Origin of the sequence: Duganella aceris, assembly GCF_011090165.1 — a bacterium.
Classification (GTDB): Bacteria; Pseudomonadota; Gammaproteobacteria; order Burkholderiales; family Burkholderiaceae_D; genus Rugamonas; species Rugamonas aceris.
On sequence record NZ_JAADJT010000023.1, the window covers coordinates 1 to 18977 of the forward strand.

Sequence of the window (18977 nt, forward strand, 5' to 3'; positions counted from 1 at the left end):
ACAATGCGAGCAGATCAGCGGGCACGCCGGATCGGGAATCAGGCACACATGCAGCTCAGCGCCGACAGGGTCTAGCTTGGAAACGAGAAAGCCTTCCCAGAACGGGAGGCTGAGATTATGATTAGCCATGAGAGCAGTGGGTTGGGTTTTGGGTTTGGTCGCACAAACACAATAACTCTTCCTTACTGCTCTCTTGCGTTTACAACAGGTTCATCCCGCTAATCCGCGATGAACCAAAAAAAAGCCCCATCGATGGGGCTTCTTGCTGAGTACTTGGCGGAAGCGGTGAGATTCGAACTCACGAACGGCTCACACCGTCGGCAGTTTTCAAGACTGCTGCCTTCAACCACTCGGCCACGCTTCCTAAGTGTGCAACATTATACAGATTTCCCCTCCCATCAGGGGCAAAAGCCTCAGGCCGCCCGACTCGACCGGCCCGGCAGCCAGTTCTCGCGCAGCGCCGTCTCGAAGGCTTCGGCGTCCAGCGGCCGCGAGAACAAGTAGCCCTGCACCTCGTCGCACCCCGAATTCTTCAGGAACGCCAGCTGTTCCACCGTCTCCACGCCTTCGGCGATCACCTTGTGCTTCAGCTGCTGCGCGATGCTGATGATGGTGTTGGCGATCGCGCAATCGTTGGCGTCGCCCGGAATGCCGATGGTGAACGAGCGGTCGATCTTCAAGGTGTCGATCGGGAAGCGCTTCAGATACGACAAACTCGAGTACCCGGTGCCGAAATCGTCCAGCGACAAGGTCACGCCGGTGGCGGTGATCTGGTCCATGATGCCGATCACGCGGTCGATATTGTGCATCAACGTGCTTTCGGTGATCTCCAGCTCCAGCCACGACGGCTCCAGCCCGTAGCGCTTCAGCGTTTCCATCACCCGCGCCGGCAGCGCGGCCGTGAACTCGCGCGCCGAGACATTGACCGCCAGCCGGATCGGCGGCAATCCGGCGTCCTTCCACCGCTGCGCCTGCGCGCAGGCCGCTTCCAGCACCCATTCGCCAACCTGCACCACCAGCCCGGTGGCCTCGGCCAGCGGGATGAATTCGGCCGGCGGCACCAGGCCGCGCTCCGGATGGCGCCAGCGCACCAGCGCTTCGGCGCCGATGATCTTGCCGCTGGCGATCGAATACTTGGGCTGGTAATGCAGCAGCAGCTCGCCGTTGCCCAACGCGTGGCGCAGCCCGGTTTCGATGCGCATCCGTTCCTGCATGCCCTGGTTCATGTCCTGGCTGTAGAAGGCGACATGGTCGCCCTCGGCCCCGCCCTCCTGCTTGGCGCGGTACATGGCGATGTCGGCCAGGCGCAACAGCGTTTCGGCGTCGCTGCCGTCCTGCGGGTAGACGCTGATGCCGATGCTGCCGCCGACCCGCAGGTCGTGGCCGTCGATGAAGATCGGTTCGTTGAGCGTGCCCAGCAGCTTTTGCGCCACCATGCTGGCTTCGAAATGCTGGCCGATGTCGAACAGGCCGACGGCGAATTCGTCGCCGCCCAGCCGCGCCACCAGGTCCTGGTCGCGCAGCACGGTGCGGAAGCGGCGCGCCACTTCGCACAGCAGTTGGTCGCCGACGCTGCGGCCCAGCGTGTCGTTGATCAGCTTGAAGCGGTTGAGGTCGATGAACAGCATGCAGCCGTGCGCCTTGTTGCGCTGCGCCACCATCAACGCCTGGTCGACCAGCTTGGTCAACAGGCTGCGGTTGGGCAGATTGGTCAGCGCGTCGTAGTAGGCCAGGTGGTGGATGCGCTCCTCGGCCATCTTGCGTTCGGTGATGTCGGTCAGGTAGGCGATCAGCCCGACCGAGCGGTCGTTGATGTCGCACAGCGGCGACAGCGACAGGCTGGCCCAGAACACTTCGCCGGATTTCTTCTTGCGCCGCACCTCCATCAGCCGGCCGCCCTGCTCCAGGAAGTCGTCGTGGAAGCTCATGTCTTCGTCGTCGTACAGGAACAGGATGTTGCGCCCCACCGCTTCGACCGCGCTGTAGCCGAACAGCCGCTCCGCGCCCTTGTTCCAGCTGATGATGAAGCCGTTCATGTCCATCGTCAGCACCGACTCGTGAATCTGGTCGAGGATCTGCGCCTGGTGTTGCAGCTGCGCCTCCATCTGCGCGTAGGCGTGGGTCGAGCGCTGCGCCACCGAGTGCACCTGCAGCACGCTGGCGGCCAGGCCGGCCAGGCTGGCCAGCTGTTGCCGGTCGAGTTCGCTGTAATGGGCGCGGCCGGAGACCACGAAGCGGCCGAAATACTGGTCGTCGAAATAGATGTCCTGGACCAGGCTCGGCACGGCGGCGTCGTTGGCGGCGAGCACCTCCTCCACCGGCGGATGCAGCAGCAGCTTGACCGCGTCGGCCGGCAGGTAGTCGCCCAGTGGGCTGTTGAGTACGCTACGGACGATGCGTCCGAGTTCCTCGCTCAGCGCGGGGCCGCGCAGGCGCAACACCGCGTCGCAAAGCGCCGCGCTGCTGCCCAGGAAGTCGGAGACGGGATGCGCGAGCATGGCTTATAGGTTCCTGCTCACCTGGATCGCCCAATGGTAAGCCTGCAGCTGCGCCTGCCAGTAGGTTTCAGCGTCGATGCCGGCCTGCTCCAGGCCGGCGCGGTCGTGGTGTTCGACCAGCTTGAGCAGATCGCCCAGCGGGCCGGCGCGGTCCAGCAGCGCCATCACAACGTCGAGGTCGAGGCTGAGCGCGGCGACGATCTCGGTCATCGGCATCGCCAGCAGCACGTCCAGCAGCGAGAACACGCCGGCGACAAAGGCCATGTCCTGCTGGTCGCGGTCCCAACCCAAGGCCTTGGCCAGCGCTTCCATCTGCGCCGCGCGCACCGCCGCCAGCGGCAGCAGCGGATTGGCCAGGCCGTCGTCCTGCTGGCGCGCGTACAGCAACAGTTGCAGCCAGCGCTGCAGCTGGCGCCGGCCCAGCACGTTGATGGCCTGGCCGAAGCTGTGGATCGGCGAACTCAGCGCGAACGCCGCCGAGTTCACCAGTTTCAACAAGTGGTAGGACAGCGCCGGATCCTGCTTCAGCAACACTTCCAGCTCGCGCGAGTCGGCGTCGCGCGCCAGCATGCCCAGCAGCGCCAGCAGCCGCTTGCGCGAGGTGCCGTCGCCGACGCTGATGTCGTGCGACGGATGCAGCGCGAAATCGCCGGCGAACCAGCTGAAGCCGGCCTTGGCGCACTCGGCGATGCGCCCCTCGCTGTGCATGCCGGTGGCCAGGTGCGGCCCCGGTTGGGCCACCAGCGCCAGCACCGGCGGCATGACCAGCGACGCGTCGACCATCAGCGAGCGCGCGCTGCACATGGTGGCGGCCGAGCCGTCGGCCACGCCTTCGACCATGATGCGGTAGCCGGCGTCGGCATAGCCGGCCAGCTTCTTCTGCACCGCGACGTCGGCGCAGGCGGCGGCCGGCACGCGCAGGATGACGCGGTTCGGCGGCAAGGTCGACAGGTGCGACAGTTCCAGCAGGTGCGGATGCGGTACGGGAAGGATGCAGTCGAGCGGCGCCAGCGCGGCGAAGACGTCGGGCGTCTTCAGCAGGGTCAGCGCGGCCTGGAAGGGATCGCCTTCGGCGGCGGATAGGTCGAAACTCAGTGCCACCCACTCGTTGTGAGCGTTGGACACCGCATGTAAAGCCACCAGTGGGTACAGGCTGATTTCAGGCGCAGACATCAATATCTCGTCAGGAGTTGTGCGCGTAATCTTAGATCAACTATTGATTTAAAGCAATCCTGTACCATGGGCGTAGTAGAGTGATTAACGATATTACCAGTATAAGACCAATCGACTGCGCGCGAAACGTTTTCTTTTACACAATTGCAATATTCTGCGGTCGGACAGGAATATATCAGATATTGCCGTACAAACACGCACAGTTAAAGATTGCTCAACAGTATTAGATGCCATTGTCGGTTTTTTGGCTACATTAATAAAAATGATAGCGCTCACTCGGCGTTATTGCGCGTGTTGCACCGCGAAACGGATCAATTCGGCCTGGCCTTCGATGCCCAGCTTGCGCTTGATGTTGAGGCGATGGGTCTCGACGGTGCGCACGCTGAGGTCGAGCGCGCGGGCGATCTGCTTGTTCGATTCGCCGTTGGCGATGTGGCGCAACACCTCGTGCTCGCGCGAGGTCAGCTGGTTGTCCTGGGTGTGCGGCTGGGCCAGCTGGCGCGCCAGCGCGGCGCTGTAGTAGATGCCGCCCGACATCACGGTCTCGATCGCCACCACGATGTCCTTGCCGGGCGCGTCCTTGAGGACGTAGCCGCGCGCGCCGGCCTGGATCGCCTGCGACACGTATTCCAGCTTGTCGTGCATCGACAGGATCAGCACCGCGATGTGGGGGAAGGCGTGCTTGAACTGGGCGGTCGCCTCGATGCCGTTGGCGCCGCGCATATTAATATCCATCAGCACCAGGTCGACCTCGCAGCGGGCGGCCTGCTCCAGCGCCTCGGCCGCGCCGCCGGCCTCGGCCACCACTTCGAACTGCGGCATGGCTTCGAGGCGGGCGCGCAGGCCGTCGCGCACCAGGGGATGGTCGTCGACCAGCAGGATTTTGATGGTAGTAGTCATGGTCAGGTCTTTATACGTGGTTGCCGGCGTAGGCGGTCAGCACCGTGCCGCCGTCCGATGAAACGATGTCGAAGCGGCCGCCGATGGCTTCCATCCGCTCCATCATATTGCGCAGGCCGATACCGCGCTTGGGATGCTCGGCGATGCCCTCGGCGTCGAAGCCGGCGCCGTCGTCCTGGATGCGCAGCGTGACGCCGGCCTCGGCGCCGCTCAGGGCGATGTCGATGCGGTGCGCGCCGGCGTGGCGCTCGATGTTGGTCAGCGCCTCCTGGGCCACGCGGAACAGCACGGTGTTGGCGACGTCGGGCAGCCCGTCGGTGCAGCCGGACGCCTCGAAGTGTACCGGAGTGCCGCTGCTCAGGGTGTACTCCTGGCCCAGGTGGTGCAGCGCCGCCGCCAGGCCGAGGTCGTCGAGGATGGCCGGGCGCAGGTTGTGCGAAATGCGCCGCACCTCGCCCATCACGTTGCTGAGCTGGTCGGCGGCGTGCTCGAACACCGCCTGCGCCGCCTCGCGCTGCCCCGGCTTGGCGGAGCTCAGGCGGATAATGCCGGCCTCGATCTGCAGCTTGATCGACACCAGCCACTGGCTGATGCCGTCGTGCAGATCGCGCGACAGCCGCGCCCGCTCCTCTTCCTGCGACTCGACCACCCGTTGCGCCAGCACCTTGAGCTTGGCGTCGGCCACGCGCAGCTCGCTGATGTTGAGCGCCAGGCCGGAGCTGGCGATCGCCACCGAGGCGGCGACGGCGATGCCGGCGATCCACAGCATGGTGTTCTGGATGTTGCCGGACTGCTGGACGTCGATCTTTTCCAGCGCCCGCTCGACGTCGTCCAGATAGATGCCGGTGCCCATCATCCAGCCCCACTTCGGCATCGCCACCACGTAGCCGAGTTTGGCGACCGGCTTGTGGGTGGACGGCTTGATCCACATGTAGCGCTCCAGGCCGCCGCCGGCGCGGGCGCGCTGCAGCAGGTTCTGGATGGTGGGCTGGCCGCGCTCGTCGCGCAGCTCGAACAGGTTCTGGCCGACCAGCTCGGGCTGGCGCGGATGCATCAGCGTGTTGCCCTGCATGTCGTACAGGAAGAAATAACCATCGTCGCCGTAGCTGAGCGAGGACAGGATGCGCATCGCCTCCTGGCGCGTGTCGACGTCGTTGCGGCCGGAGTCGTACAGGTGCGAGATCGAATGCGACGCCAGCGTCACATAGTGCTTGAGCTCGGCTTCCTTGCTGCTGAGGTAAGCCTGCTGGATGGTGGCGCGCTGCTGCTCGGCCAGCAACACCGACTGATGGCGGACCGCCCAGGCGATCGCGCACAACGCCAGGATCAGCGGCGTGATGGCCAGAAAAATGACTTTTTGCCGCAACTGCATGACGCCGCGCTCCTTCGCTACCCGTGTAGCCGCGATTCTACGCTCCCGCCCGCCTTCGCGCCTACGTAGTGGTACGCAGCGATAGTGCGTAGTGCTGCGCTTGTGGCGGTTATCAGCTTCATGAATACTGCCCATAAGCTGCGCAGATTCCATCAAGCGGCAGAAGCAACTCCGGGGTCAGAGCTAAAAACTGGACACGAGCTCATGTCCAGTTTTTAGCTCTGACCCCGGAATAAGGACAACCTTGGAGGAAGCATGAAAACATTACCTACCGCCGGCCAGACGCTGGTGAGCAAGCTCGGCTGGGCGGCGCTGGCGCTGACCGGGGCCTCGGCCCTCGGCGTCGTCGCGCTCAAACGCGGCGAATCCATCAGCGCCATCTGGATCGTCATCGCCGCCGTCTGCGTCTATCTGATCGCCTACCGCTTCTATAGCCTGTACATCGCCGACAAGGTGCTTGGCCTCGACGCGCGCCGCATGACGCCGGCCAACAAGCTGAACGACGGCCTCGACCATGTGCCGACCAATAAATACGTGCTGTTCGGTCACCACTTCGCCGCCATCGCCGGCGCCGGTCCGCTGGTCGGCCCGGTGCTGGCCGCGCAGATGGGCTATCTGCCCGGCATGCTGTGGATCCTGGCCGGCGTCGTGTTCGCCGGCGCGGTGCAGGACTTCATCGTGCTGTTCATTTCGATGCGCCGCGACGGCCGTTCGCTCGGCGACCTGATCAAGTCGGAGCTGGGCCAGATCCCCGGCATGATCGCGCTGCTCGGCACCTTCATGATCATGGTCATCATCCTGGCGGTGCTGGCGCTGATCGTGGTCAAGGCGCTGACCGGCTCGCCGTGGGGCAGCTTCACCGTCATGGCCACCATCCCGATCGCGCTGTTCATGGGCGTGTATTCGCGCTACATCCGCGTAGGCCGCGTCGGCGAGGTGTCGATCATCGGCTTCGTGCTGCTGATGGCGGCCATCTTCGGCGGCCAGTATGTGCAGGAAAACGCGGCGCTGGCGCCGATGTTCACCTTCACCGGCACTGAGCTGACCTGGATGCTGATCGGCTACGGCTTCGTCGCTTCGGTGCTGCCGGTGTGGCTGCTGCTGGCGCCGCGCGACTACCTGTCGACCTTCCTCAAGATCGGCACCATCGTCGGCCTGGCGCTGGGCATCGTGTTTGTCGCGCCTTACCTGAAGATGCCGGCGTTCACCAAGTTCATCGACGGCACCGGTCCGGTATGGTCGGGCTCGCTGTTCCCGTTCCTCTTTATTACGATCGCTTGCGGCGCCGTGTCCGGCTTCCACGCGCTGATCGCGTCCGGCACCACGCCGAAGATGATCGAGAATGAAACCCACGCCCGCTTCATCGGCTACGGCGCGATGCTGATGGAGTCGTTCGTCGCCATCATGGCGCTGGTGGCGGCCTCGACCATCGAGCCCGGCATCTACTTCGCGATGAACAGCCCGGCCGCGCTGATCGGCACCACCGCCGAGTCGGCCGCCGCGGCGGTGTCGCAGTGGGGCTTCTACGTCACGCCGGAAATGCTGATCCAGACCGCCAAGGATGTCGGCGAGCACAGCATCATCTCGCGCGCCGGCGGCGCCCCGACGCTGGCGGTCGGCATGGCCCACATCCTGTCGAGCGTGATGGGCGGCCAGGCGATGATGGCCTTCTGGTACCACTTCGCGATCCTGTTCGAGGCGCTGTTCATCCTCACCGCCGTCGACGCCGGCACCCGCGCCGGCCGCTTCATGCTGCAGGACTTGCTGGGCGCCTTCGTGCCGGCGATGAAGAAAACCGAGAACGTGTTCGCCAACCTGACCGCGACCGCGCTGTGCGTGGCGGCCTGGGGCTACTTCCTGTACCAGGGCGTGGTCGATCCGCTGGGCGGCATCAACACGCTGTGGCCGCTGTTCGGCATCGCCAACCAGATGCTGGCGGCGATCGCGCTGATGCTGGGCACCTGCGTGCTGTTCAAGATGAAGCGTGCGCGCTTCGCCTGGGTCACCGTGGTGCCGACCATCTGGCTGCTGATGTGCACGCTGACCGCCGGCTGGCAAAAGATCTTCGACGCCAATCCAAAGATCGGCTTCCTGGCCCACGCCAACAAGTACCAGGCGGCGCTGGACGAGGGCAAGCTGCTGGCGCCGGCCAAGTCGGTGGCGCAGATGCATCAGATCGTCTTCAACGATTACCTGGACGCGTCGCTGGCGGCCTTCTTCGTGATCGTCGTGCTCAGCGTGCTGGTGTTCGGCATCCGCACGGTGCTGGCGGCGCGCGCCAACGCCCAGCCGACCGCCAAGGAAAGCCCGATGGTCCTGACGCCGTCGGTGCAGTGATGCTGGGCGAGATCGCCAAGGCCGGCCGCTACCTCGGGCAGAGCATGCGCCTGATGATGGGGCTGCCGGACTACGACGTCTATGTCAGCCATCGGGAGGCCACCCATCCCGACGAGCCGATCATGACCTACGAGGAGTTCTTCCGCGAACGCCAGGAGGCCCGCTACGGCGGCGCCGGCAAGCGCGGCGGCTGCTGCTGATTCGCTACCACGACCGGGGTCAGTTCCGGCATCGTGCCACGGGCTGTGCCGTAATCTTCCATACGGCAGAGTTCGTGGCACGATGCCGGAACTGACCCCGTTTTTTACAACGGAACTTTTGGCGCGACCACAGGTCCAACCTCCTTGAGCCGTTTGGCGGGCGATGGGAGCGTCATGACACAGCAATTTTCTTATCAGCAGGCGTTCGCCCGCAACATCGGCTGGGTCACGCCGGCCGAACAATCGGTGCTGCGCGGCAAGCGCATCGCCATCGCCGGCATGGGCGGGGTCGGCGGCGTGCATCTGCTGACCCTGGCGCGGCTGGGCGTCGGCGCCTTCCACATCGCCGACTTCGACCGCTTCGACATCGCCAACTTCAATCGCCAGGTCGGCGCCACCGTGTCGACCCTCGGGCAACCCAAGGTCGACGTGCTGGCCGAGATGGCGCGCGACGTCAATCCCGAGCTCAGGCTGACCCGCTTTCCCGAGGGCGTCGACAGCCGCAACCTTGCCGCCTTCTTCGACAGTGTAGACTTGTATGTCGACGGCTTGGATTTCTTCGCCTTCGGCGCGCGCCAGGCCACCTTCGCCGCCTGCGCCCGGCTCGGCATCCCGGCCATCACCGCCGCGCCGCTGGGCATGGGCGCGGCGGTGCTGAACTTCCTGCCGGGCGGCATGACGTTCGAGGAATACTTCGGCTGGGGCGAACTGCCGGACCAGGAAAAGGCGCTGCGCTTCCTGGTCGGCCTGGCGCCGGCCGGGCTGCACGGCGGCTACCTGGTCGATCCGTCGAGCATCAACCTGCAAGAGCAGCGCGGGCCGTCCACCATCATGGGCTGCCAGCTGTGCGCCGGCGCGGCGGCCACCGAGGCGCTGAAGATCCTGCTCAACCGCGGCGAGATCCTGGCGGCGCCGCGCGGTTATCAGTTCGACGCTTATCGCAACAAGCTGGTGCGCACCTGGCGCCCCGGCGGCAACCGCCATCCGCTGCAACGGCTGGCGCTGATGCTGGCGCGGCGGCGCCGGCCCGGAGCACAATCATGAGCAAAATGGAGCTGCACCTGGACGCGACACTGGAACACATCCTGGAACTGGCGCGCTGGGCCCCCAGCGGCGACAACACCCAGCCGTGGCGCTTCGAGATCCTCGACGCGCGCCGGCTGGTGGTGCACGGCCACGACACCCGCGAGCATTGCGTCTACGACCTGGACGGCCATCCCAGCCAGATCTCGATCGGCGCGCTGCTGGAGACCATGGCGATCGCCGCCAGCACCTTCCAGCTGCGGATGCACGCGATGCGCCATCTGGAGTCGCCCGACAACCGCCCCACGATCAGCGTCGAATTCGCGCCGGCGCCGGGACTGGAGCCCGATCCGCTGGCCGACGCCATCCTGGCGCGCAGCGTGCAGCGTCGCGCGCTGAGCCGGCGTCCGCTGACGGCGCAAGAGAAGGCGGCGCTGGCGGCGTCCCTGCCATCCGGCCACGAGGTGGTCTGGCTGGAGGGCGCGCGGCGGACGGCGGCGGCGCGGCTGATGTTCCGCAACGCCAAGCTGCGCCTGACCATGCCGGAGGCGCACCAGGTGCACCAGTCCATCATCGCCTGGAACGCCCGCTACAGCGAAGACCGCATCCCCGACCAGGCGCTGGGCGTGGACGCCGTCACGGCCAGGCTGATGCGCTGGATCATGCGCGACTGGCGCCGGGTGGAGTTCTTCAACACCTGGCTGGCCGGCACGCTGGCGCCGCGCCTGCAGATGGACCTGCTGCCCGGCCTGGCCTGCGCCGCGCATTTCGTGCTGACCGGACCGCGCCCGCCGCAGCGCATCGACGACTACCTCGCCGCCGGCCGCGCCATGCAGCGCTTCTGGCTGACCGCGACGGCGCAGGGCCTGCAACTGCAACCGGAGCTGACGCCGCTGATCTTCTCCCGCTACGTGCGCGAGGGCCGGGTGTTTTCCGGCGCGCCGGGCATGCGGCAGCGCGCGCAGGACCTGGCGCGGCAAGGCGCGGCGCTGGCCGGCCAGCAGACCTGGGAGGCGGCGGTGTTCATGGGACGCATCGGCGCCGGCGAGGCGGCGCGGGCGCGCTCGCTGCGGCGTCCGCTGCGCGAGCTGCTGGTCGGCCCGGGCGCCACCGGGAGCCACTGATGCGCGCCATCAAGCCGGGCCAGATCGCCGTCTTCATGGCCCTGCTGAGCTTGATCCTGATGCTGGGCGTCGGCACCACCGCGCTGCTGTTCGGCGGCCTGCCGCTGGGGGATTTTCGCGGCGTGCTGCTGTTGCTGGGCGGCGTGCTGCTGACTTATCTTTACGCCTTCCTGGTGTACCGCTGCTTCCTGGCCGCGCTGCCGCTGCGCGAAGGCGCGGTGGCGGAAAACTCGCGCCACGAGCTGGCCGCCAACGTCAACATCCTGTTCTACCTGCTGCTGTTCAACGCGCTGATCCGCACCCACTTCATTCCGGTGCCGCTGCTGCGCCTGGTCTATCTGGCGCTGGGCGCGCGGCTGGGCGCCAACACCTACAGCGCCGGCGTGCTGCTCGATCCGCCGCTGACCCGCATCGGCAGCAACACCATCATCGGCCACGACGCGGCGATCTTCGGCCACGTCATCGAAGGCGACAAGCTGGAGCTCAAGGCGGTGACCATCGGCGACACGGTGACCATCGGCGCCACCGCCGTGGTGATGGCGGGCGTGAGCATCGGCGACCGCGCCATCGTCTCGGCCGGCGCGGTGGTGACCAAGGACACGGTGATCGCGCCCGGCGAAATCTGGGGCGGCATCCCGGCGCGCCGGCTCAAGGCCGCGCCGGCCCCGGCCTGACGGATTTTTTTACAGTGCGCGCGCCGCCGCCGTGCCGCGCGCGCGCAAGTGGTTGATTTGATGAGGAACCCCAGCACTGGCAAGGCTTTTGCTCTATGGACGATACGAACCCGATCCCCGGATTCCCCTCTTTCCAGGAGCACGCAATGAACATCCTCAACCCCGCGTTGGCCACCGCCTTGCTCGCCGGCGCGCTGACGGCGCCGCTGGCGATGGCCGGCCCCACCGTCGGCCTCGACCCCACCGGCAGCGGCGCCTACACCACCTATGCCGATTTGTGGACCAACGTCACCAACACCGGCCTGGCCACCAACTTCATTCCCGGCCGCATCGTCGGCCCCGGCGCCACCGCCCCCTATCTGACCGAGCTGCGCTCGCAGATGGTGATCGGCACTATGACCAACAGCAACATCCCCGGCATCGTCACCCCGAACGGCCTCAACACCAATTTCGAGATCAGCAAGGTGGTGCGCTTCCAGGAGCTGGTCGACGCGCAATCGGCCAGCACCGCCCACTTCACGCTGCCCGCCACGCAGGCGGTCGCGATGGACGTCGACCCGATCCGCGCCGGCGTGCAGAACATCGCGATCTACTTCGACGACATCACCGACGGCAGCGTGGCGGTGCCGGGCAACGGCGCCAACACCGTGCGCTGCTACGGCGGCGGCTCGACCTCGGCCGGCTGCGGCGGGGCCGGCGGCGATGGCGACGGCATCATGATCCTGTCCGGCCACATCATCTTCAACGACGCCAGCTTCACCGCCACCGGCGCGGTCGGCACCGGTTCCTTCGATTCGCGCTTCATGATCGACTATGTCGATCCCGCCTACCTGGACGTCGTGACCGGCTCCATCTTCCAGGACAAGCTGACCGGCACCACCAACGTGCCATCGTTCTTCCAGCCGCAGCAGATGTGGGATGGCGCGACGCCCACCACGGTGCCGTTCCTGAAGGTCGATTCGTCGCAGAGCTTCGCGGCCGTTCCAGAACCCGCCACGCTGGCATTGATGGGCCTGGGCTTTGCCGGCCTGGCGCTGGGTCGTCGTCGCAAAGTGCAGTCCTGAACCGCAGCAGCGGTCTTTGCAGCGGACCCGGCGCAGCCAGCCTGGTCCGCTTTTTTTTCGCCCGATCGCTTTGCTCCCGATGGCCCTAGCGCCGCAGCGGCTGCGCCAGCAGCCTGGCCAGCCGCGCGCCGGCGTCGTAGCGCAGGAACTGCTGCGCCACCTTGCGCGCCGCCTCGCGCGGACCGGGCTGCTCCAGCAAGCGCAGCGCCGTGTCGCGCAACTGCTCCTCGTTCAAGCGGTCCGAGCGCAGCAAGGCGCCGGCGCCGGCGGCCAGCACGCCGTGCATGTTCAGATACTGGTCCAGATTGCCGGCGATGCCCAGCACCGGCACGCCGGCCGTCAGCGCCTGCTGGCTGGTGGGGCTGCCGCCGTTGCAGATCACCAGCGCGGCGCGCTGCGCCGCCATCATGCCCGGCAGATAGGCCGCCGCCCGCGCGTTGGACGGCAGCAGGCCGGGATCGACCATGCCCGCCGTCGCCGCGATCACCGTCACCGGCAACGGCGCCAGCGCCTGCAGCACCTTGGGCAGCAAGGCGCCCTGCCCCGAGCTGCCCAGGGTCACGTAGACGACCTGGCGCGCCGCCGGCAGCGCGTCCCACCACGACGGCAGGCCGGTCGGCGGCGACCAGATCACCGGCCCCAGATAGGAATGCGTGATCGGCAGATCGTGCGAGGGGAACAGCTCGGGAATGTCGGCGTACAGCACATGGTCGGCGTCGGTGTAGACGCGCCGCAGGTCGCGCCCAAGCGACCGCAGTCCGTAGCCGCGCCGCACCCGGTTCAGCGGCATGCTGTGCAGCGCGAAGGCCAGCGGCCGCGCCAGCCGGAACAGGCGGTCGGCCAGCGCGATCGGCAGCACCCGCGCCAGCCCGATCGCCGGCACTGTGTAGTGCTGCGCGACATAGGGACTCCAGTAGGCGTTGATCAGCCCGACATATGGCACGCCCGCCAGCCGCGCGCTGACCGACAGCGACAGCCGGAAGTCGCCGATCACCACGTCCGGCCGCACCGCCTGCAGCAGCCGCTGGTCGTCCAGCACATAGCGCCGCAAGGTCGCCGCGTCGTACACCGGCTTGCCCGCCGCCAGCGCGGCCAGGAAGCGCGCGCTGGGAATGCTGTCGATGCTCCAGCGGCTGAGCTCGCTGCCGGAGAAAAATTGCTCATACCCGGGCGCGCAGGCGAAGTGCACGTCGTAGCGCTGCCGGTCCAGCGTCTGCGCCAGCGCCAGTGGACGGCCGACATGCGCCAAGGTCACGGCCTCGGCCACGAACAGGATTTTTTTACGTTCCATCCCGATAGCTTGCGACGCGCAAGGCGGCAGGGTTTGAGCCAGCGCAAACGTGCGCCTTAGACGCAGATCAATGTCCGCGCCGCGCGAAGCGGATACTTTTCCGATTGGCACTCACTGATCAGCTTGCTGCACCCGCCGCGCCGACGCTTTCGACGCCCACCGTTTGCAACCGCTCACGCCATGTTCCACTTCGAACGCTCCGGCCCGCGCCAAAAACTGACGGTCATCCCGGTGCTCGCGACCGGCAGCGCGCTGCTGCTGGTGTTCATCGTCTTCGCCGCCGCCTCCGTGCTGGGCCACACCGACGCACAACGCAAACAGCTGTCCGCGCTGGCCGGCGTGATCGGCAACAACAGCAAGTCCGCGCTGATGCTCGCCGACCGCACGCAGGCCGAACAGACGCTGGCCACGTTGGCGCTCGAGGACGACATCCTGCAGGCGGCGCTGTACGACGGCGACGGCAAGCTGCTGGCGCGCTACGCCGCCGCCGGCCTGGCGCCGGAGCGCGCGGCGCCGGACGCGGTGGACACCGCCGGCGCCGATCTGCGCAGCGAGCACAGCGGCCCGCCGTGGGCGCCGGCGCTGCGCGTGCAGCGCGCGGTGCGCAGCGGCGCCGATGCCGACGGCGGCCCCGGCGTGCTGGCCGGCGTGGTGATGGTGGAAAGCGCGCAGCTGCGCATGTGGCTCGATATCCTCAAGAACCTGGGCGCCGCCGCCGTCGCCGCCGTGCTGGCGTTCATGACGGCGCTGCTGACGGCGGCGCGCTTCAAGGGCGGCATCGCCGAGCCGGTCGGCCAGCTGATCGCCGCCGCGCAGCAAGTGAGCCGCGGCCAGCAAACGCCGCGCATCGCGCATCAGCGCGGCGACGAGCTGGGCGCGCTGATCGACAGCTTCAACGACATGCTGGCCCAGGTGGAGGGCCGCGACGCCGCGCTGGCGCAATACCGCGACCAGCTGGAACGCCAGGTCGGCGTGCGCACCGAGCAGCTGGAAAAAGCCAAGAACGCGGCCGAGGCCGCCAGCAAGGCCAAGAGCGCCTTCCTCGCCACCATGAGCCACGAAATCCGCACCCCGATGAATGGCGTGCTGGGCATGACCGAGCTGCTGCTGGCGACCCGCCTGTCCGAGCAGCAGCGCCACTACACCGACATGGTCAAGCGCTCCGGCGAGCATCTGCTGGTGATCATCAACGACATCCTCGACTTCTCCAAGATCGAGGCCGGCAAGCTGACCGTCGAATACATCCATTTCAACTTCCGCGATCTGCTCGACGACATCGACAACGTGTTCTCGCCGCAGGCGCAGGCCAAGGGCATCCGGCTGGAGCTGGCGATCGCCAACAATATTCCGGTCGCCATCTGCGGCGATCCCAACCGGCTGCGCCAGGTGATCTTCAACCTGCTGGGCAACGCCATCAAGTTCACCGAGAGCGGCAAGATCACCGTCAGGGTGGCGGTGGCGCGCGAGGACGCGCAATCGGTCGGCCTGCGCTTCGAGGTGCACGACACCGGCATCGGCGTCTCCAGCGAGGCGCGCGAGCACATCTTCGATTCCTTCTCGCAGGCGGACGGTTCGACCACGCGCAAGCACGGCGGCACCGGTCTCGGCCTGGCGATCTCGAAGCAACTGGTGGAGCTGATGGGCGGCACGATAGGCGTGGACCATGCGCTAACTCAAGGGTCGATCTTCTGGTTTGCCGTAAATTTCGATAAACGCCGCGTCGATATCGACGATCCATCCACCGCCGCACAGGGAATCCGCGCTTTGATTGTCGATGAAAACCCCGCCAGCCGCGCCGCGCTGGAGCGGCAGCTGAGCGCTTGGCGGATCGCCAGCGCCGCCGCCGCCGCCACCGACGCCCTGTCGCAGCTGCGGCGGGCGGCGGCGGACGGTCGCGCCTACGACGTGGTGCTGCTGGACATGGAACTGCCGCGCACCAGCGGGCTGGCGCTGGCGGCGGCGATCCATGCCGAGCCGGCGCTGGCGGCGTCGCGGCTGCTGTTGCTGAGCAGCGAACGGCGCGCCGCCGACGGCGTGCAGCGGCGCCAGGCCGGGGTCGCCTTCCAGTTGATCAAGCCGCCGCGCGCCTGCGATCTGTACGACGCCATCGTCACGCCGTCGCGCGACGGCGGCCGCCATCCCCCTGCCGCGCGTGGCGGCGACGCGCCATCCCCCGTTGCCGAGCCGGCCTCGGCGCCCGCCGCCCCGCCGCTGACCGTCCTCAGCGTCAACGCCAGCGCAGGCGTTGGCTTCGCATCGGCGCCGCGCGCGCGCAAGCGGCGCAAGGTGCTGCTGGCGGAAGACAACCCGGTCAACGTCGAAGTCGCTAGCGCCATGCTGGAGGGCCTGGGCCTGGACGTCAGCCGCGCCTGCAACGGCGAGGAGGCGCTGCAGTCGGTGCGCGCCGGCGACTTCGACCTGATCCTGATGGATTGCCAGATGCCGGTGATGGACGGCTTCGCCGCCACGGCGGAAATCCGCCGCCACCAGCAACAGCGCGGGCGCGCCGGCAGCCTGCCGATCATCGCGATCACCGCCAACGCGCTGCAGGGCGACCGCGAATCCTGCCTGGCCGCCGGCATGGACGATTACCTGAGCAAACCGTTCACCCAGCAAGCGCTGGGGCAAACCATCGCGCGCTGGATCACGCTGCCGCGCGTCGCCGCGCCGCCGGACGAGGCCGCGACGCCAGCGCCGACGCCCACCGTCCCGGCCGCCCAGCATATCAACCGGCAAGCCCTGAACAACATCCGCGCGCTGAGCGCCAGCAACGGCGACGCGCTGCTGGAACGCGTGCTGCATGCCTATATCAACGACACTCCGACCCACCTGCACACCATCCGCCAGGCGATCGCCAACGGCAACGCCGGACAGATGCGCAAATCCGCCCACAGCCTGAAATCCAGCAGCGCCAATGTCGGCGCCGACGCGCTGGCGCAGCGCTGCAGGGAGCTGGAACAGCTGGGCCGCAACGACACCACCGCCGGCGCCGCAGTCCTGCTGGCGGAGATGGAACGATCTTTCCAGGCCGCGCGGCAGGCGTTGGGAGCAATACTGGAAAAGGAAATCTGACATGGCCATCCCCTCCTCCTCCCCCAAACGCGGCCTGGTGCTGGTCGCCGACGACGATCCGATGATGCGGCTGCTGATGCTCGAAATGCTGGCGCAGGTCGGCCTCGACGCGGTCGAGGCCGAAGACGGCTTGCAGGCCGTGGCCAGCTACCAGAGCATGGCGCCGGACCTGGTGCTGCTGGACGTCGAAATGCCCGGCATGGACGGCTTCGCCGTGTGCCGCGAGATCCGCCGCCTGGAATCGCAATCGACCGTGCCCATCATCATGGTCACCGGCGGCGACGAGCTGGAAGCGGTGACGCAGGCCTACGAGGCCGGCGCCACCGATTTCGTCTCCAAACCGATCAACTGGCCCATCCTCGGCCACCGCGTGCTGTATGTGCTGCGCGCCAGCGACGCCATCACCCGCCTGCGCATCGCCGACGCCCACCATCGCGCGGTGCTGGCGGCGATCCCCGACACCTTCTTCCGCATGAACAAGGAAGGCTATTACCTCGACTACGAGCAGGGCCACGAAGCAAGCGGCGTGTTCTCCAGCGACCAGTGCGTCGGCCGCCACCTGGACCAGGTGCTGCCGGACCACATCGCCCGCCACATGCTGGAACAGGTGCACACGGTGCTCGACACCCAGCGCATCCACTCGCTGGACTACGAGCTGCCGGTGCCCGGCGCCACGCCACGGGTGCGTCACGGCGAACATCCGGCGCCGACGCCGGTGCGGCATTTCGAGGCGCGGCTGGTGGCCACCGGCCCCGACGAAGTGCTGGGCCTGGTGCGCGATATCAGCGAGCGCAAGCGCAGCGAGGAACAGATCCGCCGCCTCGCCTATTGCGACAGCCTGACCGGCATCCCCAACCGCCAGGCCTTCCTGGAGACGCTGGAGGCCGAGCTGCTGCGGTCGCGCAAGGCCAACAAGAAGTTCGCGGTGCTGTTCATGGACCTGGACGCCTTCAAGCGCATCAACGACACGCTGGGGCACGACGTCGGCGATCATCTGCTGAAGGCCGTGTCGGAACGGCTGCGCGAAACCACGCGGCCCAGCGACCTGGTGTCGCGCACCGAACCCGGCGGCAACAACCTGGCGCGGTTGGGCGGCGACGAGTTCACCATCCTGATCCCCGACCTGGAGCGGGTGGAGAACGCGCTCAACGTCGCGCACCGGGTCAAGGAGGCGATGCGCCGCCCCTTCGTGCTGGACGCGCACGAGATCTTCGTCACCGCCAGCATCGGCATCTCGCTGTACCCGGAGGACGGCGAGGATTGCAATTCGCTGCTCAAATACGCCGACACGGCGATGTACCACGCCAAGAACTGCGGCAAGAACAACGCCAAGCTGTACAGCTCGTCGCTGACGATGCAGATCATGAGCCACGTGAAGCTGGAGGTCGGGCTGCGCAAGGCCTTGCAGAACGACGAGCTGTATCTGCTGTACCAGCCGCAGATCGACGTCGCCAGCGCGCAGGTCGTCGGCGTCGAAGCGCTGGTGCGCTGGCGCCATCCGGAGCGCGGCGTGATCTCGCCGACCGAGTTCATCCCGCTGGCCGAGGAGACCGGCCTGATCGTGCCGATCGGCGAATGGGTGCTGCGCACCGCGTGCCGGCAGGCGATGGCGTGGCAGAGCATCGGCAAGCGGCCGGTGCGGGTCGCGGTCAATCTCTCGGCCAAGCAGTTCAAGGACGAGAACCTGACCCAGATCGTGCTGTCGGCGCTACACGACACCGGCCTGACGCCGGAGCTGTTGGAGCTGGAGCTGACCGAGGGCACGCTGATGGACGACGCCCGCGCCACCATGGTGACGCTGGAGCAGTTGCGCGGCATCGGCGTGTATCTGTCGATCGACGATTTCGGCACCGGGTATTCGTCGATGAATTATTTAAAGCGCTTCGACGTGCGCGCGCTGAAGATCGACAAGAGCTTCATCAGCGGCCTGCCGCTCGATTCCGAGAACGCCGCCATCACCCGCGCCATCATCGCCATGGCGCATGGCCTGAAGATGGCGGTGGTGGCCGAAGGCGTCGAGACCGACGCGCAGCTGGTGCTGCTGGAAGAATACGGCTGCGACATGGTGCAAGGCTACTACCTGGGCCACCCCTCCCCGCCCGAATCGATCAACCAGATGCTGGCCGACCAATGCGCGATGGATGAACCAACCATCTAAGGATGATCCATATCACTCGACGCGCGTGGCTGCCAAGGAAGATTTGGTCGCGTTGATCTTGCAGGCTGACAAACCCTTGTCCGCGATTCCT

The 18977-nt window shown here is 67.0% G+C and carries 13 protein-coding genes and 1 tRNA gene; 8 read left to right on the plus strand and 6 right to left on the minus strand.

All coding sequences use genetic code 11. The features are described 5' to 3' along the window. Positions 1–274: 274 nt before the first annotated feature. The 5 genes from GW587_RS30035 to GW587_RS30055 form a co-directional block, all read right to left on the minus strand. Positions 275–364: transfer RNA gene (locus GW587_RS30035), tRNA-Ser, on the minus strand. Positions 365–413: 49 nt separating this feature from the next. Further along, positions 414–2498, minus strand: a complete 2085-nt coding sequence (locus GW587_RS30040; protein WP_166108585.1) for a putative bifunctional diguanylate cyclase/phosphodiesterase — start codon at positions 2496–2498, stop codon at positions 414–416. Between the two features lie 3 nt (positions 2499–2501). Next, positions 2502–3671 carry an EAL and HDOD domain-containing protein gene (locus GW587_RS30045; protein ID WP_166108586.1) on the minus strand — a complete coding sequence of 390 codons (1170 nt, stop codon included), beginning with the start codon at positions 3669–3671 and terminating at the stop codon, positions 2502–2504. A 282-nt stretch (positions 3672–3953) separates the two neighbouring features. Next, positions 3954–4571, minus strand: coding sequence for a response regulator (locus tag GW587_RS30050; protein ID WP_166108587.1), 618 nt, complete (start codon positions 4569–4571; stop codon positions 3954–3956). A gap of 10 nt (positions 4572–4581) precedes the next feature. Continuing rightward, a complete protein-coding gene (locus GW587_RS30055; RefSeq protein ID WP_166108588.1) occupies positions 4582–5943 on the minus strand; it encodes a cache domain-containing protein in 1362 nt (453 codons plus the stop codon). 255 nt (positions 5944–6198) lie between these two features. Between GW587_RS30055 and GW587_RS30060 the strand changes: the two genes are divergently transcribed. The 6 genes from GW587_RS30060 (at position 6199) to GW587_RS31720 (ending at position 12365) form a co-directional block, all read left to right on the plus strand. Then, positions 6199–8280 (plus strand): carbon starvation CstA family protein, encoded by a 2082-nt coding sequence (locus GW587_RS30060; protein ID WP_166108589.1) that lies wholly within the window; start codon positions 6199–6201, stop codon positions 8278–8280. Then, on the plus strand, positions 8280–8480 hold the full coding sequence (locus tag GW587_RS30065) for a YbdD/YjiX family protein (protein WP_166108590.1): 201 nt from the start codon (positions 8280–8282) through the stop codon (positions 8478–8480). The genes GW587_RS30060 and GW587_RS30065 overlap by 1 nt, the downstream gene beginning before the upstream one ends. Positions 8481–8654: 174 nt before the next feature. After that, the gene (locus tag GW587_RS30070) at positions 8655–9524 is read left to right on the plus strand and encodes a ThiF family adenylyltransferase (protein WP_166108591.1); all 870 of its coding nucleotides are present in this window, start codon (positions 8655–8657) and stop codon (positions 9522–9524) included. Then, on the plus strand, positions 9521–10627 hold the full coding sequence (locus GW587_RS30075) for a nitroreductase family protein (protein WP_166108592.1): 1107 nt from the start codon (positions 9521–9523) through the stop codon (positions 10625–10627). The genes GW587_RS30070 and GW587_RS30075 overlap by 4 nt, the downstream gene beginning before the upstream one ends. Next, on the plus strand, positions 10627–11301 hold the full coding sequence (locus GW587_RS30080; RefSeq protein ID WP_166108593.1) for a DapH/DapD/GlmU-related protein: 675 nt from the start codon (positions 10627–10629) through the stop codon (positions 11299–11301). Before GW587_RS30075 ends, GW587_RS30080 begins: the two co-directional genes overlap by 1 nt. 146 nt (positions 11302–11447) lie before the next feature. Next, positions 11448–12365, plus strand: coding sequence for a PEP-CTERM sorting domain-containing protein (locus tag GW587_RS31720; protein ID WP_166108594.1), 918 nt, complete (start codon positions 11448–11450; stop codon positions 12363–12365). An 85-nt stretch (positions 12366–12450) separates the two neighbouring features. Here GW587_RS31720 and GW587_RS30090 read toward each other — a convergent pair whose 3' ends face one another. After that, positions 12451–13656 carry a glycosyltransferase gene (locus GW587_RS30090; protein ID WP_166108595.1) on the minus strand — a complete coding sequence of 402 codons (1206 nt, stop codon included), beginning with the start codon at positions 13654–13656 and terminating at the stop codon, positions 12451–12453. 180 nt (positions 13657–13836) lie between these two features. On the opposite strand from GW587_RS30090, the gene GW587_RS30095 reads away from it, so the two are divergent. Together GW587_RS30095 and GW587_RS30100 are read left to right on the plus strand one after the other, a co-directional pair. After that, positions 13837–16728 (plus strand): hybrid sensor histidine kinase/response regulator, encoded by a 2892-nt coding sequence (locus GW587_RS30095; RefSeq protein WP_166108596.1) that lies wholly within the window; start codon positions 13837–13839, stop codon positions 16726–16728. Between the two features lies 1 nt (position 16729). Continuing rightward, positions 16730–18886 (plus strand): putative bifunctional diguanylate cyclase/phosphodiesterase, encoded by a 2157-nt coding sequence (locus GW587_RS30100; RefSeq protein WP_166108597.1) that lies wholly within the window; start codon positions 16730–16732, stop codon positions 18884–18886. Positions 18887–18977: the final 91 nt, after the last annotated feature.